14 protein-coding genes are annotated in these 16,638 nt (G+C 36.9%); 3 read left to right on the top strand and 11 right to left on the bottom strand.

The features are described 5' to 3' along the window. Positions 1-89: 89 nt before the first annotated feature. The 8 genes from carB to PFY09_RS00565 all read right to left on the bottom strand — a co-directional run bounded on the left by carB (position 90) and on the right by PFY09_RS00565 (position 11,433). Entirely contained in the window at positions 90-3,272 is a 3,183-nt protein-coding gene (gene carB / locus PFY09_RS00600; RefSeq protein ID WP_271161042.1) for a carbamoyl-phosphate synthase large subunit, read from the bottom strand. A gap of 151 nt (positions 3,273-3,423) precedes the next feature. Then, positions 3,424-4,500 carry a carbamoyl phosphate synthase small subunit gene (locus PFY09_RS00595; RefSeq protein ID WP_268053815.1) on the bottom strand — a complete coding sequence of 359 codons (1,077 nt, stop codon included), beginning with the start codon at positions 4,498-4,500 and terminating at the stop codon, positions 3,424-3,426. 318 nt (positions 4,501-4,818) lie between these two features. Then, on the bottom strand, positions 4,819-5,709 hold the full coding sequence (locus tag PFY09_RS00590) for an aspartate carbamoyltransferase catalytic subunit (RefSeq protein ID WP_087706447.1): 891 nt from the start codon (positions 5,707-5,709) through the stop codon (positions 4,819-4,821). Between the two features lie 184 nt (positions 5,710-5,893). Beyond that, a complete protein-coding gene (locus PFY09_RS00585; protein WP_271161041.1) occupies positions 5,894-6,568 on the bottom strand; it encodes a DNA-3-methyladenine glycosylase family protein in 675 nt (224 codons plus the stop codon). Between the two features lie 198 nt (positions 6,569-6,766). Further along, positions 6,767-8,329 (bottom strand): ABC transporter permease/substrate-binding protein, encoded by a 1,563-nt coding sequence (locus tag PFY09_RS00580; RefSeq protein ID WP_271161040.1) that lies wholly within the window; start codon positions 8,327-8,329, stop codon positions 6,767-6,769. Continuing rightward, positions 8,329-9,234: an ABC transporter ATP-binding protein gene (locus PFY09_RS00575; protein WP_271161039.1), complete on the bottom strand. Its 906-nt coding sequence runs from the start codon at positions 9,232-9,234 to the stop codon at positions 8,329-8,331. Before PFY09_RS00575 ends, PFY09_RS00580 begins: the two co-directional genes overlap by 1 nt. A 9-nt stretch (positions 9,235-9,243) precedes the next feature. Beyond that, positions 9,244-10,425 (bottom strand): ergothioneine biosynthesis protein EgtB, encoded by a 1,182-nt coding sequence (gene egtB, locus PFY09_RS00570; RefSeq protein ID WP_271161038.1) that lies wholly within the window; start codon positions 10,423-10,425, stop codon positions 9,244-9,246. A gap of 21 nt (positions 10,426-10,446) precedes the next feature. Continuing rightward, complete coding sequence (locus PFY09_RS00565) at positions 10,447-11,433, bottom strand: L-histidine N(alpha)-methyltransferase (protein ID WP_271161037.1); 987 nt, start codon at positions 11,431-11,433, stop codon at positions 10,447-10,449. Between the two features lie 160 nt (positions 11,434-11,593). On the opposite strand from PFY09_RS00565, the gene PFY09_RS00560 reads away from it, so the two are divergent. From PFY09_RS00560 to PFY09_RS00550, 3 genes are read left to right on the top strand one after another with little or no spacing between them, the layout of a single operon-like run. Further along, a complete protein-coding gene (locus PFY09_RS00560) occupies positions 11,594-12,055 on the top strand; it encodes an Lrp/AsnC family transcriptional regulator (protein WP_271161036.1) in 462 nt (153 codons plus the stop codon). Positions 12,056-12,102: 47 nt separating this feature from the next. Then, the gene (locus tag PFY09_RS00555; protein WP_271161035.1) at positions 12,103-12,456 is read left to right on the top strand and encodes a hypothetical protein; all 354 of its coding nucleotides are present in this window, start codon (positions 12,103-12,105) and stop codon (positions 12,454-12,456) included. 2 nt (positions 12,457-12,458) lie between these two features. Next, complete coding sequence (locus PFY09_RS00550) at positions 12,459-12,890, top strand: type II toxin-antitoxin system VapC family toxin (protein ID WP_271161034.1); 432 nt, start codon at positions 12,459-12,461, stop codon at positions 12,888-12,890. Positions 12,891-12,988: 98 nt separating this feature from the next. Here PFY09_RS00550 and argH read toward each other — a convergent pair whose 3' ends face one another. The 3 genes from argH to argB form a co-directional block, all read right to left on the bottom strand. Next, entirely contained in the window at positions 12,989-14,293 is a 1,305-nt protein-coding gene (gene argH / locus PFY09_RS00545; RefSeq protein WP_271161033.1) for an argininosuccinate lyase, read from the bottom strand. Positions 14,294-14,718: 425 nt separating this feature from the next. Further along, positions 14,719-15,801, bottom strand: coding sequence for a M20 family metallo-hydrolase (locus PFY09_RS00540; protein ID WP_271161032.1), 1,083 nt, complete (start codon positions 15,799-15,801; stop codon positions 14,719-14,721). Then, positions 15,776-16,570 carry an acetylglutamate kinase gene (gene argB, locus PFY09_RS00535; protein WP_116099873.1) on the bottom strand — a complete coding sequence of 265 codons (795 nt, stop codon included), beginning with the start codon at positions 16,568-16,570 and terminating at the stop codon, positions 15,776-15,778. Before argB ends, PFY09_RS00540 begins: the two co-directional genes overlap by 26 nt. Positions 16,571-16,638 lie beyond the last annotated feature (68 nt).

Below are 16,638 nucleotides of genomic sequence, written 5' to 3'. Positions count from 1 at the left end.
TAATTTAAACATTTTATTAAAACAAAAAACCTCACAGGTTTTAAAAACCTGTGAGGTTTGATTTATATCATCCGTTAATAATCTAAAAATTACATCGTCTCCATTTTGAAACTCATGCTTTCGATTACTTTCAGGATGGCTTCTACTGTATCCATGGATGTTAAACAAGGAACACCGTTTTCTACGCTCATTCTTCTGATCTGGAAACCGTCTCTTTCCGACTGTTTTCCTTTCGTCATCGTATTCACAACATACTGTACTTTTCCTTTCTGGATCAGGTCAATCAGGTTGACACTCTCCTCCCCGATTTTATATCCGATTTTGCATGGAATTCCTTTTTCTTCAAAGAATTTTGCCGTTCCTTCCGTTGCCCAGATTCTGAAACCAACTTCATGGAATCTTGCTGCCAGATCAGCCGCTTCCTGTTTGTGTTTATCTGCAACCGTGAACAAAATTGAACCGTGCATCGGAACTTTTCTTCCTGCCGCAACCAATCCTTTGTATAATGCTTTTTCCAGTGTTGTATCTTTCCCCATTACTTCTCCCGTAGACTTCATTTCAGGTCCTAGAGAGATATCTACTTTTGTTAATTTTGAGAAAGAGAATACAGGAACTTTTACGAAAACCCCTTCTTTATTGGGAACTAATCCGCTTTCGTAGCCTAAATCTTTCAGTTTCTGTCCTAAAATTGCTTTTGTAGCCAGATTTGCCATCGGAACATCGGTAATTTTAGATAAGAAAGGAACGGTTCTCGATGATCTTGGGTTTACTTCGATCACATACACGTTTCCTTCGAAAAGTACATACTGGATGTTCATTAATCCGATCACATTTAATCCTTTCGCTAATCTTTTGGTGTAATCAACTAAAGTTTCGATTTCGCTTGGTGAAATATTCTGTGGAGGATACACTGCAATCGAGTCTCCGGAGTGAACTCCTGCTCTTTCGATGTGCTCCATAATTCCCGGAATGATTACCGTTTCACCATCGCAGATCGCATCGATTTCCACTTCTTTTCCTACCATGTATTTGTCGACCAAAACAGGATGTTCAGGGCTTGCTTCCACTGCATTTTCCATGTAGTGCGCCAGTTCTGTTTCCGTGTACACGATTTCCATGGCTCTTCCTCCTAAAACGTAGCTCGGACGAACCAACACCGGATAACCGATTTCGTTGGCAATTTTTATCGCTTCTTCTTTTGAAACCGATGTTTTTCCTAAAGGCTGCGGAATCTGCATTTCCTGAAGCGCTTTTTCGAACTTGTCTCTGTTTTCCGCTCTGTCCAGATCTTCCAGGGAAGTTCCCAGAATCTGAACTCCGTGAGCGGCTAATTTATCTGCCAAATTGATGGCTGTCTGTCCTCCGAACTGTACAACCACTCCTTTTGGTTTTTCCAGTTCGATGATGTTCATTACATCTTCTTCCGTTAAAGGCTCGAAGTATAGTTTATCTGAAATCGAGAAGTCTGTAGAAACGGTTTCAGGATTATTGTTGATGATAATCGCTTCGTAACCCATTTCTTTGATGGCCCAAACTGAATGCACCGTTGCGTAATCAAACTCAACACCCTGTCCGATTCTGATAGGCCCTGAACCAAGAACGATGATTTTTTCTTTATCTGAAACTACAGATTCGTTTTCTTCTTCGTACGTTCCGTAGAAATAGGGTGTTTCAGATTCGAATTCCGCCGCGCAGGTATCTACCATTTTGTATACCGGCATTACTCCGTTTTCTTTTCTGAAATTGAACACTTCACGCTCTGTTACGTTCCAGAGAACTGAAATATTTACATCTGCAAAACCTAGTTTTTTGGCTTCCAGTAAAATTTCTTTGCTGAATTTATTTTCTGCGATTGTCTTTTCGAAATCAATCAGTTTTTTGATTTTCCAGATGAAGAATTTATCAATTTTGCTCCATTCTACGATCTGCTCCCAGTCGTACCCTCTTCTTAAAGCATCTCCGATGATGAATAATCTTTCGTCATCACAAACTCTGATTCTTCTTTCAATTTCTTCAGCCGTTAAAGCTGCTGCCTGCTTAGTTTTTAAACCAATATGTTTAATTCCGGTTTCCAGAGAACGGATGGCTTTCTGTAAAGATTCTTCGAAATTTCTTCCGATTGCCATTACTTCACCCGTAGCTTTCATCTGGGTTGATAATCTTCTGTCTGCTGTTTCGAATTTATCGAAAGGGAATCTTGGGAATTTAGTGACTACATAATCCAAAGCAGGCTCGAAACAAGCATATGTTTTTCCTGTTACCGGATTCATGATTTCATCCAGCGTTAATCCTACCGCAATTTTCGCTGCGATCTTTGCAATTGGATAACCTGTTGCTTTTGATGCTAAAGCGGATGATCTCGAAACTCTTGGGTTTACTTCGATGATATAATAATCGAATGAATGCGGATCTAAAGCCAACTGTACGTTACATCCTCCTTCGATTCCTAATGCTCTGATGATTTTCAGTGAAGCATTTCTCAACAACTGGTATTCTCTGTCTGAAAGCGTCTGAGAAGGCGCCACAACGATTGAATCTCCTGTGTGAACTCCAACCGGATCTATATTTTCCATGTTACAAACCACAATGGCGTTGTCGTTTGCATCACGCATTACTTCGTATTCTATTTCTTTGAAACCTGCGATTGATTTTTCAATCAGACATTGTGTTACGGGACTGTGCTTCAATCCTAATTCAGCAATTTCTTTCAGTTCAGTTTCATTGGAAGCGATACCTCCTCCTGTTCCACCCATGGTGAAGGCAGGACGAACAATTACAGGATACCCGATTCTGTCGGCAAAATTTAATGCTCCTTCTACTGTGTTTACGATGTCAGATTCCGGAACGGGTTCGTTCAATTCTCTCATCAGTTCACGGAAAAGGTCTCTGTCTTCCGCTCTGTTGATGGCTGAAAGTTTTGTTCCCAACACCTCAACTTTGCATTCTTCCAAAATTCCTGATTTTTCCAATTCTACCGCCATATTCAGTCCGGTTTGTCCTCCAAGCGTTGGTAAAAGCGCATCGGGACGTTCTTTTCTGATGATGTGACTTACAAACTGAAGTGAAATCGGCTCGATGTATACTTTATCTGCGATTTCAACATCCGTCATAATGGTTGCAGGGTTTGAATTAATCAAAATTACTTTGTAGCCTTCTTCTTTTAAAGATAAGCAAGCCTGCGTTCCTGCGTAATCAAATTCCGCCGCCTGACCAATAATGATGGGACCTGAACCGATTACTAAAATTGTTTTTATGTCTGTACGTTTTGCCATTTTTCTTTTTAGATTGAGTTGCCAGAAGTTAGACTTTTAGCAATGTTTATTTAGATTTAATTTTTACACATTGTCATTCTCAGGAATCTGTTTTAATTATTGAGATTCTTCATTCCGCTTTCGCTTCACTCAGAATGACAAACTAAATGTTTTATTTATTTTTAAAATCCTCCATTAGCTGGATGAATTCATCGAACAAATAATTTGCATCTTCAGGACCTGGGCTTGCTTCAGGGTGATACTGAACGGAGAAACAAGGGTGAATTTTATGTTTCAGACCTTCGTTTGTTCTGTCGTTCAGTGCGATGTGTGTTTCTATTAAGTCTGTATTTTTTAAACTTTCCTGATCTACTGCGTAACCGTGATTCTGAGAAGTGATCGCTACTTTGTTTTTCTCTAAATCCAATACCGGGTGGTTTCCACCTCTGTGTCCGAATTTCAACTTGAACGTTTTTGCGCCACAAGCCAGACCAATTAACTGGTGTCCTAAACAGATTCCGAAGATCGGAACTTTTCCTAAAATTCCTCTGATCATTTCTAAAGCCTGTTGGTTATCTTCAGGATCACCGGGACCGTTGGATAACATAACTCCGTCCGGATTCATCAGTAAGATTTCTTCTGCGGTTACATCCTGAGAAACGACTGTGATATCGCAGTTTCTTTGGGATAATTCTCTGATAATTCCTAATTTGGAACCAAAATCTACCAACACTACTTTTAAGCCTCTTCCCGGATTTGCGTAAGGTGTTTTTGTGGAAACCTGCTGTACCTGATTTGTTGGGAAGCTGGTTGATTTTAATTCTGAAACTACTGTGCTTTCATCGGCATCAGCGTTTACGATTTTTCCTTTCACCACTCCGTGGTTACGAAGAATTCTTGTCAGTCTTCTGGTATCGATTCCTGAAATTCCTGAAAGGTTTTTCTTTTTAAATAATTCATCTAAAGTAATCTGAGTACGGAAATTGGATGGCAGATCACAAAGTTCTTTTACAATAAGCCCTTTGATTGCCGGTTCAATACTCTCATAGTCATCTCTATTAATTCCATAGTTTCCGATAAGCGGATAGGTCATGCAAACAATCTGACCGCAATAAGACGGATCAGAGATCAATTCCTGATACCCTGTCATTCCGGTATTGAAAACCACCTCTCCCGCAGTTTCCAATTCTGCTCCGAAACCTTCTCCGTGAAACACTTCACCGGACTCCAGTATTAACTTTTTCTTCATTTTCTTTATTTAGATTTTCTTTTTTATTAACAGGTCGCCTCTACGAGGCTTGGATAATCTTTATCTTTTTTGTTTCCAAGGGTTTTACCCATGGCTATTAACAGATCGCCCTTTCAGGGCTTTGATTATCTTCTTTTTCTTGTTTCCATGGGTTTTACCCACGGCTATTAACAGATCGCCCTTTCAGGGCTTGGTCATCATCTTTTTTTCTTTTCCATGGGTTTTACCCACGGCTATTGTTGTTTGACCCTTTCGGGTCGGCTTACTACTTGATTCTTTTTACTTTTAGCTTGGCTCTTTTTATTTTTACCTTGGTTCTTATTTAAAAGTATAACCTTGTTTTTCTAAGGCTTCTTTTAAGATTGCCATTCTTGCGAAAACACCGTTCTGCATTTGTTTGAAAACTCTTGAGCGTTCGCATTCTACCAAATCATCATCAATTTCCACTCCTCTGTTAATGGGTGCAGGATGCATGATGATGGCTTCTTTTTTCATGGCTTTTTCCCTTTCTTTGGTTAAGCCATATTTTTTGTGATATTCTGAAGCGGAGAAACTCATTTTAGCATCGTGTCTTTCGTGCTGGATTCTTAATAACATCAGAACATCTACATCATGAATCATTTCATCAATATTCAGATAAGTTCCGTTGATTAAGGCTCCTTCATCAAACCACTGTTCCGGTCCTGAGAAATATACTTTTGCGCCTAACCTTCTTAATGCTTCTGCATTGGAGTTGGCAACTCTGCTGTGTTTTACGTCTCCAACGATTCCTACTTTTAATCCTTCAAATTTTCCGAATTCCTGATAGATCGTCATTAAATCCAGCATACATTGTGAAGGGTGGTTTCCTGTTCCGTCTCCTCCGTTGATCACCGGAATTTTTATATTTTTCAGTTCATCGAAATACCGGTCTTTCTTATCTCTGATTACGACAAGATTTACGCCCAGACTTTCGATGGTTTTAACCGTATCATAAAGACTCTCTCCTTTGTTTACGGAACTGTGGGAAGCATCGAAAGGAACGACCTGCAATCCTAATTTTCTTTCAGCAATATCAAAACTTGTTTTCGTTCTTGTACTGTCTTCGAAGAAAAGATTGGAACAGAAAACTTCTCCTTCAATTTTGGCAGTTTTCCCGTTCGCAAAAGCCAATGCTTCTGTTACTATACTGTTGATTCTCTCGTTGCTTAGTTCTGTAATCGTAAACATATTGTCTTTAAATTTTTTACAAAAAAAAAGCGAAGAAAATATCTTCGCTTAAAATAAATAAATATCGTAAAGGGCGTCTACGCCCGGTAATTCTAATGATATAAATACTGTGTTATTCATTAGGTGCAAAGATATAACAATTCTGTAAACTGACAAAATGAAAATTGAATTTATAAAAAAACCATCATTTTTTACTGGCTGAATCTGATAAGTAATAGTGCCAAAGTATCATTGTAGCAACAGATCTGAGCGGTTTCCACTCTTCACTGATTGTTATGATTTCTTCTCTGGATATTTTCGGAGGCAATTCTCTAATTTTTTTTAAAGCATTTACTACGGCAAGATCTCCGATAGGAAAAATATCGGTTCGTTGCAGAGCAAGCATAAGATAAATGTCGATCGTCCAGTTTCCGATGCCTTTCAGCCTGATTAATGTTTCTCGAATTTTTTCATCAGACATTTCCTGAAATTTCTCAAGATTGATTTTTCCTTCCAGAATTGAATTTGCCAGACTTTTGATATATGTATTTTTCTGTCGGCTTACATAGCATTCTCTCATTTCAGCATCCGTAAGACTAAGAATTTTTTCAGGAGTGATTTCTGTAATTTTTTCTTTCAGTTTATGTAATGCGGCTAAGGCTGAAGCGAGAGAAACCTGCTGTTCCAGAATGATATGAACAAGGGTTTCAAAAGTATTTTCTCGGTTCCACATCGGAGGATAACCATGATTTTCGATAATTGATTTTAAATCCTGATCACAATTCGCGAGAAAATCACACATCTCATGAAAATTTGAGGTATTGAAAGTCAGTATTTCATCAGTAATGTCTTTTGCGTTTTGTTTTACAATCTTTATCATTAAATTTGTTTACACTTTTTTACCACAAAAGATTTAAACACTTTAGTTTCTTAAGTTTAATACTTAATTGAAAAAAGAGTATATAAGTTAAAAAAATCAAATATTTTTTCTCTTTGCAGACTTTTGAAATACTTTAAATAAATCCAATAAAGTCCTTTGTATCTTTTGTGGTTAAATTTAAAATTAGTACAGCGGAAATTATTTCCCGGTCTCCATGTTTTTTAAATCTGTTATAGATTTTATTTTTAGCTGATTTGCCTGTTTTCTTCGCATAACGAGCGCATACGCATTGTTAAATCCAATCGGTTTCAGCCAACGGATCTTGTATTTTTTGATGAATTCATTTTGTACAAACTGATAGGTAAGATCTGAATTTTTGGTAACATTCTCAATCGTTTTATGATCCGGAGTGAGCAGAACCAGCAATCCGGTACCTGTATATTCCGGGTAAAAATCCACAGCATCATTCATTAAAGCATCAAAACAGATTTTTGTTCCGCCTAATCCTGTTTTGGTTTCAACTTTATAGTTTGTGTTTCCTTCGATAAGCATTCGGTAGATTTCGGCAAGAATATATTGTTCTCCAAAAATTTTTGATCCGATCCGGACGGTTTGATTTCCTGCTTCTTGAGGTGCTTTGTACAAATTATTCCTGATTAAAAATTCTTTTGCTACTTTTTCAGGAACCTGATGAAGATAATCTGTCTGATAGTTCAGTTCGGTCATCACGGAATCATTAATTTTTCCTGAAAGAAGATTGAGCGTTTTTTCGAGATCAGGATATTTCTGCAACGTTTTTTCTTTAATAATAGGAGCTGCGAAGTAAGGCGGAAATATTTTTTTATCATCATTCAGAACCAAAAGATCGTATGCTTTTATTCTTCCATCGGTAGAATATCCACTGATAAGGTCTAGTTTGCCTTCATACAGAGCTTTGTACATGAGAGCGTCATTAACAACCGAAGGATTGACATCCAGCTGATAAATCTTTTTTAAGCCGATATCTCCATCTTTTCTTCCCATAAATTCAGGGGTAAAACCTGCTTTTAATTGGGTTGATGAGTTTTTATTCCAAAAATAAATTCCTCCTGCAACAATCAGCAGTAAAGGAATAATCCATATCATTTTTCTGATTGTACGGTATTCTGATTTCTGAATAAAAGCAATTATCTGATCTACAATAACCGCCAGTAAAGCTGCCGGAATTGCTCCTGCAAGAATCATATTGGAATTGTTCAGGGAAATTCCGCCAAAGATAAATTCTCCCAAACCTCCCGCTGCAACAAAAGAAGCCAATGTTGCGACTCCAACGTTGATTACTGCGGCAGTTCTTATTCCGGCAACGATAATAAGCATTGCTAAAGGTAATTCTACTTTCAGAAGTAATTGGCTTTTTGTCATTCCCAAAGATTTTGCCGCTTCAATGATATTGTCATTTACTCCCGAAATTCCTGTATATGTATTTCGGATGATGGGTAATAAAGCGTAAATTAACAGTGCGACAATGGCGGGTTGCGGCCCGATTCCGAAAACGGGAATCATAAAACCGAGCAAGGCAATGCTTGGAATGGTCTGTAAAATTCCGGCAACCGTTAAAACCGGAGTGGCTAATTTCTTTTTCCGGCTGATGAGAATTCCCAACGGCAAACCGACAGCAATTGCCAACAACAGGGCTATAAAGGTTAATCCCAAATGCTGGATCACCTGAATATAGATTTTGTGTTGCTGCTCAACAAGAAACTGCCATAAACTTTGCTGCATCAGGTCAACTGTTTTTGTCGGAATTCATTAAAAGAAGCCGTAATTGTGTTGTAAAGTTCAGCATCTCCGGAATTTGTACTGAGATCCTGCAAAACATTCCAAATATTCTGATCTTCATCAAATCTTTTTTCAGAAACATTTTTAAATTGGAGATCTGAAATTTTCGTGATTTGATATTCTAATGTTAAACGGTTATTGGCAAAGAAATTTTTCACAAAATCATTCGCAGGACGGTAAATCATTTCTTTCGGAGTTCCAATCTGTATTATTTTTCCTTTATCCATGAGGCATATTCTGTGTCCCAATTCGAAAGCTTCAGATACATCGTGGGTTACCAGAATGATGGTTTTATTTTTAAACTCGTCCAGCGTTTTAAACTCATTATGAATCTCGGATTTCGTCATATTATCCAATGCTCCGAAAGGTTCGTCCATCAGTAAGACCGGAGTATTGGCGATTAAAGCTCTGGCTATTCCGACGCGCTGCTGTTGTCCGCCGCTTAATTCATGGGGAAATCTGTTTAAAACATCATCAGATAAATGTAATTTCTGAATAAGCTCCTCCGTTCTGTCTTTAATCTGCTTTGAGTTCCATTCTTGAAGTTTCGGAACGACGGCGATATTTTCTGCAACCGTATAATGGGGAAAAAGCCCTGAATTCTGCATGACATAACCGATTCCCATTCTCAGTTGCTCAACGTTATGATCCTTGATATTTTTACCATCGATTAAAATTCTTCCCGAATCTGATTCAATAAGCCGGTTGATCATTTTTAAAGTTGTTGTTTTTCCGCAGCCGCTTGTTCCCAGCAATACCAGAAGTTCCTTTTCATGGACAGCAAAGGAAATATCGTCCACTGCGGGACGATTTTTAAAACTTTTAGAAACAGATTCTACCGTAATCATCAATGGGAATTATTTAGCCAGTCGGATTCCCGTAAACTGCCATTGCAGTGATGTGGGAAAGAAATTTCTGTATGTTTTCCGGCTGTGTCCTTTTGGTGTTGCTAATGAAGCGCCTCTTAATACCGTTTGATTGACCATAAATTTTCCGTTATACTCTCCTACTGCTCCTTCTTCTTTTGCAAAGCCGGGATACGGAAGATAAGCACTTCCTGTCCATTCCCAGCGTTTTCCCCAGTCAAATTTTCCGGAAGCGACTTCCCATTCCGCTTCGGTAGGTAAACGCATTCCTTTCCAAGAGGCAAAAGCCGATGCTTCAAAAAAGTTGATGTGACAAACGGCTTCGTCGGGAGTGATTTCTTTCAGACCGTTCAACGTGTACTGCATCCATTTACCCTCAATAAAATGCCAGTATAAAGGAGCTTTTGCATGATTTTCTTTCACCCATTCCCAACCTTCCGCATGCCAATGTCTGAAATTTTCATATCCTCCGTCATTCATAAATTCCAGATATTCTGAATTGGTTACCAATCGGTTTGATATTTGGAAATCATTGAGATATACTTTATGTCTGTTCAGTTCGTTATCAAAACAAAATCCTTCTCCTTCAAATCCTATTTCATAAATTCCTTCCTTAAAAGAAAGCATTTCAAGATTCTCAGGTTCTGATTTTTCTAACGGAAAATTTTCGTTGTAAGCGGGAAATAAAGGATTGTGACCGAGAATATATTTGATATCGGTTAATAATAATTCCTGATGCTGCTGTTCGTGGTTTAAACCTAATTCAAACAGTTTTTGAAGATCATCGGATAAGTCGTTGTTTAAAAGAAAAATTTCCATCTGTTCATCGACATATTTCCGATACTGAAAAATATCTGCAACCGAAGGCCGGCTTAAGTTTCCTCTGTCTGTCCGGATTACTCTTGCCCCAATGGTTTCGTAATAACTGTTGAAAACGAAATTATATTGGGGATTAAACACCTCATAACCATCAAGATTCGGGATCAAAATAAAGGTCTCAAAAAACCATGTGGTATGTCCTAAATGCCATTTTGGCGGACTTACATCTACAACAGGCTGAACTACAAAATCTTCTGTTTCAAGCGGTTCGCATATTTCCACAGACCGCGCTCTGATTCTGCAATAATTCTCAAGCAACTGTTTTTCTTTGACTAGTGTATTCTGTTCGATCATCGTTTTAGCTTTTAATTTAAATTAGACTTTCCAGATCGCATCCACAAACCAGCCTTTGGTGTCCGAAATCTGTTTTAACGGTTTAAAACCTGTTTTTCTTGCCATTATATCGACTTCTTTTTCCGAATATTTCTGAGAAATTTCCATATAAATGGCTTCATTTGCCTTAAAGTTTACCTCTTCCTCTTCAATATGTACCGACTGATCTTCCAGACTGATCAGGTAACTTCTGCAGGCTCCGGAAAGCGGATCGTAAGTTTGGTAATGTTTGAACTGATTCGTTTTAAAATCTGCATCCAGCTCTTCATTAATTCTGTCTAAAAGATTAAGGTTGAACGATGCCGTTATTCCCGCTTTATCGTTATAGGCAGCAAGAATGGTGTGTGGATTTTTCTTCAGATCAAAACCAATGAGAAGAATATCATCCGGATTGAGTCTCGATTTCAATGCATTACAGAACTGATAGGCTTCTTCAATTTCCATATTTCCAATATTCCCTCCTAAAAAAAGAATGACTTTTCTACGGGAAGAAATTTTGTTTGCTTTATCGAGCATTTCAAAGTATTCTCCATTGAGCCCCGTCATTTTAAGCCCCGGAATTTCAGATGTAAGATTTTCCTCCAAAACAGAAATAATATTTGCCGAAATATCAATCGGCATATAAGTAAAATCTGCGTTTTGCTTTACAAGATATTCAAGCAGATGAGAGGATTTTGTAGCATCTCCCGCTCCGAGTTCCACCAGATCAAAAGGTTCGTCGAATGCTCGTATCGCATTTGCGAGTTCCCTCTTTTTTCCGGTAAAGATTTCAAGTTCGCAATCGGTGAGATAATATTCCGGCATATTCATGATCTGCTGAAAAAGATCGTCGCCTTTTTTATCGTAGAAATATTTGGATAATAAATGTTTAGGCTCCTCTTTCAGTCCGTTTAAGATTTCATTTTTAAATTTATGATGGGTATTGTAATCAGCCAATGAAGTTATTGCCGTAGTCGTATTTCGGTTCATATTAATCTGGATTTCGTATGCAGATTATAGCAATTAGTCTGCCATTGAACAAAACAGATGTTAATATTCGGGCTGTATATCAAAAGGTTTTGGGTTTATAAAACAAAATTTTAGTTTTAATTTTTATAAAATTGTATATTTACGATTCAAAATCGACTATATGGATTTAAAAGACAGGATGATTCTCAGTATTATTCAGGAAGATTCTACACTTTCGGTGAAAGAAATTTCAGAAAAAATTGGTCTTACTTTCACTCCGACGTACGAACGCATCAAGCAACTGGAGAAACAGGGAATTATTGAGAAATATGTAGGTCTTTTAAACCGTGAAAAACTAGGCTTAAATATTGTGGTTTACTGCAATGTGCGTCTTAAAGAACAGTCTAAAAAAGTTCTGGAAACATTTGAGAAAAACATCATGCAGCATGATGAAGTTCAGGAAATCATCAGTCTTTCCGGTGAATATGATTACATGCTGAAAATTATCGCAAAAGACATTAATTCTTATAATGATTTTACGGTGAATGTGATTTCAAACATACCGAATATCGGGCAATATCACAGTTCTATTGTCTTGCACGAGGTGAAAAAGTCTACGAAGTTTAAGATTGATTTGGATTGAAAAACTTTTGTAATTTTGTTCAACAATAAAAAATTAGTCTTATTAAAATGGCAAAAAGAAAAAAATCTATTTGGTTAAGTTTTGATTTTGGTTTAAAAGGAAATTACGCATCATTATTTACGTTTTTAGACAATAATAAAGCTATTGATTGCGGAAATGGATTAGCATATTTCGTGTATGATAACGAAAACATGCTTCCTGTCGAGGAATTAGTTACGCATCTAAAATCTGAATTAGAAAGACTTGTACAACCAACTAATAATGATCGAATCTATGTAATATATAGAGACGATGAAAAAGGTAGTGTAAAGGGCAATTTTTTATTTGGAAATAGAAAAACTCCTGCCTGGAATGGTTATTCAGACATTGCTAATGAACTAAATGAGGATGAAGCCTTTTAAATATGCCAAAAGCAAAAATATTAGTAGATTCCTGCTTTTGGATTGCACTCTATTCTCCCGAAGAAACCGAAAGACATCAACGAGCACTTCAAATCGTTGATGACTTGGAGAACAATATTGTTCTAATTCCATGGCCCACATTGTATGAATTTGTAAATACCCGTTTAGCAAGAAGAAAGGAAAACTTATATGCTTTTGAACAGTTTTTACTGAAACCAAACGTAATAAAAGTATCTGATGAAAAATATAAGGAAGCCGCATTGGAAAATGTATTTACATTAAATCTTAGTAGAACAGCTTCAATAAGTTTGATTGACGAAGTACTGAGATCAATGATTATGGATGATTCTTTTACAATTGATTACATTGTCACATTTAATAAATCTGATTTTGAATATCCTTGCCAAATTTCAAACGTAATAATTCTAGAGTAACTTCGTAAATTCATTAAAAACAGAATACCAAATGTCTGTTTAAATTTGTTATAAAATATAAAGTTCATTAATATAATTTTACTTGAAAAGCAAGAAACTCATCCCAACAACTTATTTTTCAGTTTATTAAACTGATATTCTATTTTATCCAAACACAAATTCCCGATACTTCCCTGATGCGTATGGTTTAAATTTCCAATTTCAAAATCGAACGCATTATTTTCAATCTCCTGTCCTACTTTTACATAAGCATCCCGAAATGAACTTCCGTTTTTGACTTCTTCATTAATTTTCTCTACGCTGAAGAGATATTTATATTTTTCATCCTCCAAAATCCCGTCTTTCACCTGAATATTGGGTAATGTATAATTTAAAATTTCCAGACATTCTTTTAAGGAATCAATCGCAGGAAAAAGGATTTCTTTCGTAAGCTGCATATCTCTGTGATAGCCTGAAGGAAGGTTATTCGTGAGTAAAATAAACTCATTCGGTAACGACTGTATTCTGTTGCAGCGCGCACGAACCAACTCGAAAATATCAGGATTCTTCTTGTGAGGCATAATGCTGCTTCCTGTAGTAAATTCCTTCGGAAAGCTGATGAAATCAAAGTTCTGGCTTAAATACAGACAAACATCATAAGAGAATTTTCCTAATGTTCCGGCTAAAGTTGCCATTGCCATCGACAGCATTTTTTCAGACTTCCCACGCGTCATCTGAGCATACACGGAATTGTAATTCATCGATTGAAAGCCCAAATTGTATGTTGTACTCTCACGGTCAATCGGGAACGATGAACCATAACCTGCCGCAGAACCCAATGGATTTTTATTGATAATATTTTTAACTGAAAACAACATTTCAATATCATCCAACAATGCTTCTGCATAGGCTCCAAACCATAATCCAAATGAGGAAGGCATTGCAATCTGTAAATGTGTATATCCTGGAAGCAGAACATTTTTATGCTGTTCCGCTAATTTGATTAATATTTGGAAAAACTCATCCGTTAACGCTGTAATTTCACGGATTTCGTCCAATAAATACAATTTGATATCCAGTAAAACCTGATCGTTTCTGGAACGTGCCGTGTGAATTTTCTTTCCGGTATCACCTAATTTTTCAATTAAAATTGATTCAATCTGGGAATGAATATCTTCCGCATTTTTATCGATTTCAAAGATTCCGTTTTCAATATCTTCTAAAATTTTTGCTAAAACAAACAACATTTGCTCTGATTCTTCAACAGAAATAATTCCCACTTCCGACAACATTTTGCAGTGCGCCATTGAACCTTTGACATCGTATTTTGCCAGACGTTCGTCAAAATCAAGATCTTTCCCGACTGTGAATGTATTGACTAATATATTGGTGGCTTTATCGTCTTTCTGCCATATTTTTTTCATAAAAATTTCTTTTTTGATGGAAGATGGAAGTTGGGTGACGGATGTTTATAACCAACTGTTTTATCTTCCTTTATTAATTTGATTTTATCATTCCGACGAAGGAGGAATCTATCTAAATTTAAAGATTCTTCAATCCACTTCGTTTCTTTCAGAATGACATAACTGAATATATTTCTTTTATGTTTTCTTTTGTCTTGAAACAAAAGAAACAAAAATTCAAGACTGGAAACTTTCGCTAAAAAATATTTTTATTCTCTAAAAATCCCAAAACTCGTGCGAATTGAATATTCGTTCTTCGATTTGATATTTCCGTCGCACTCAAACAGTGGGATTTTTTTAACGTTCATAAAATTATTTTTCTTAACGCTCCATTTTCCTAGGTCGATATTTTTATGCTTCATAAACTTCCATCATCCCTCTTCCAGCTACAAAACTTTCTCTAAAATTTGAATATAAATCTCAATCCCCTCTTCTATTTCCTTTATATAAATGTATTCATCCGCGGTGTGAGAACGGGTACTGTCTCCGGGACCGAGCTTTACGGAAGTACAGGGAATGATTGCCTGATCCGATGATGTTGGGGAACCGTACGTTGTCCTTCCCACTGCTAATCCTGCCTGTACAAAAAGATGATCCATTTCAATTTTTGAAGAATTCAGCCTGAAAGATCTTGCCGTTAAAGTAGATTTCATCTGAGACTGGATGATTTCAAATGCTTCTTTATTAGAATATTCATCCGTAACTCTTACATCTAAAGTGAAAGTACAGGATTCCGGAACGACATTATGCTGAACTCCCGCGTGGATTCCTGACAAGGTAATTTTAACTTCACCCAAATAATCCGAAACTTTTGGAAATTTGAAATTTAAAATACGCTGCAAATCTTCCATGCATTTCACAATCGAATTATCATTGTTCGGATGAGCGGCGTGAGAAGGAGTGCCTTTCATTTCACCGTCAATTACCAAAAGTCCTTTTTCTGCAATCGCCAGATTCATCTGCGTGGGTTCTCCTACAACGGCGAGTTCAATATTCGGTAATTGGGGGAAAAGCGCTTCAATACCGTCAAAACCTGAAATCTCCTCCTCTGCCGTCAAAGCAATAACTAAATTATATTGTAAATTTTCTTTTTCATAAAAATGTAAAAAAACCTGCGCCATAGAAACCAATGATGCTCCCGCATCATTACTTCCCAATCCGAATAATTTTCCGTCTTTTTCAATCGGAACAAACGGATCTAAAGTATACGCTTTGTTCGGTTTTACGGTATCATGATGGGTATTCAGCAAAATAGATGGCTTGAAAACATCAAAATTTTTGTTTACCGCCCAAATGTTATTTTTAAAGCGTTTTGTCGGAATCTGATGTTTTTTGAAGAAATTTTCAATTTCCACCGACGTGTTAAATTCGTCTTTGCTGAATGACGGAATTTCAATCAGCTTTTTTAATAATTCAACCGCGTTATCCCGCAATTCTTCTTTGCTATAAACAGATTTCAGTTCCTGCATGATGGTTTTCTATATGGTTTTTCAGTTCGGTTTCTTTAATTAAGAATACCTTATTGACATTATTTTTCACTGCTCCTAAAGCATTTTCCAGTTTAGGAAGAATTCCTTTGTGAAGTTTTCCGTCCTCTTTTAAGGTTGAAAATTCGTCTTCGGAGATATTTTTAATAACCGATTCCGGATTGTTCACATCTTCCAAAACTCCTTCTTTATCAAAGCAGTACAGCAATTCCACATCATATTTTACGGATAAAGCCTGTGCAATTACCGAAGCAATAGTATCTGCATTGGTATTGAAAAGGTGTCCTTTTTTATCGTGGGTAATTGCCGAAAATACAGGAACCAGTTCCAGTTTCAGCAATTTTGAAATTAATTTTCTGTTCACGCTTTTTTCGGTGATATCTCCCACAAATCCGAAATCTATTTCGGCGTGTTCTCTTTTTTTGGCTTTAATTAAATTCGCATCTGCTCCCGAAAAACCAATGGCTTTACATTTCTTCTGCTGAAGTTTTGCCACAATATTTTTATTGATTCCTCCCGCGTAAACCATTGCGACAATATCCAACGTATCTTTATCGGTTATTCTTCTTCCGTTTACAAGTTTTTGCTCAATTCCCAGTTTATCGGCTAAAGTTGTTGCCAGTTTTCCTCCTCCATGCACCAGAATTTTCTTTTCCTGAATTTCTGCAAACTGCTCTAAAAACTGTTCTAACAATTCCTCGTCATCAATTAACGCTCCGCCAATTTTTATGATGTATAATTTTTCTTTCATTGTATATACTTTTTGGAAAGCCTTGTCAAGTTTTGCAAGGGGAAACCTAACAGGTTTTAAAAACCTGT

Origin of the sequence: Chryseobacterium gambrini (genome assembly GCF_027920505.1) — a bacterium.
Taxonomy (GTDB): domain Bacteria; phylum Bacteroidota; class Bacteroidia; order Flavobacteriales; family Weeksellaceae; genus Chryseobacterium; species Chryseobacterium gambrini.
This window is presented reverse-complemented; position numbering and strand designations above follow the sequence as displayed.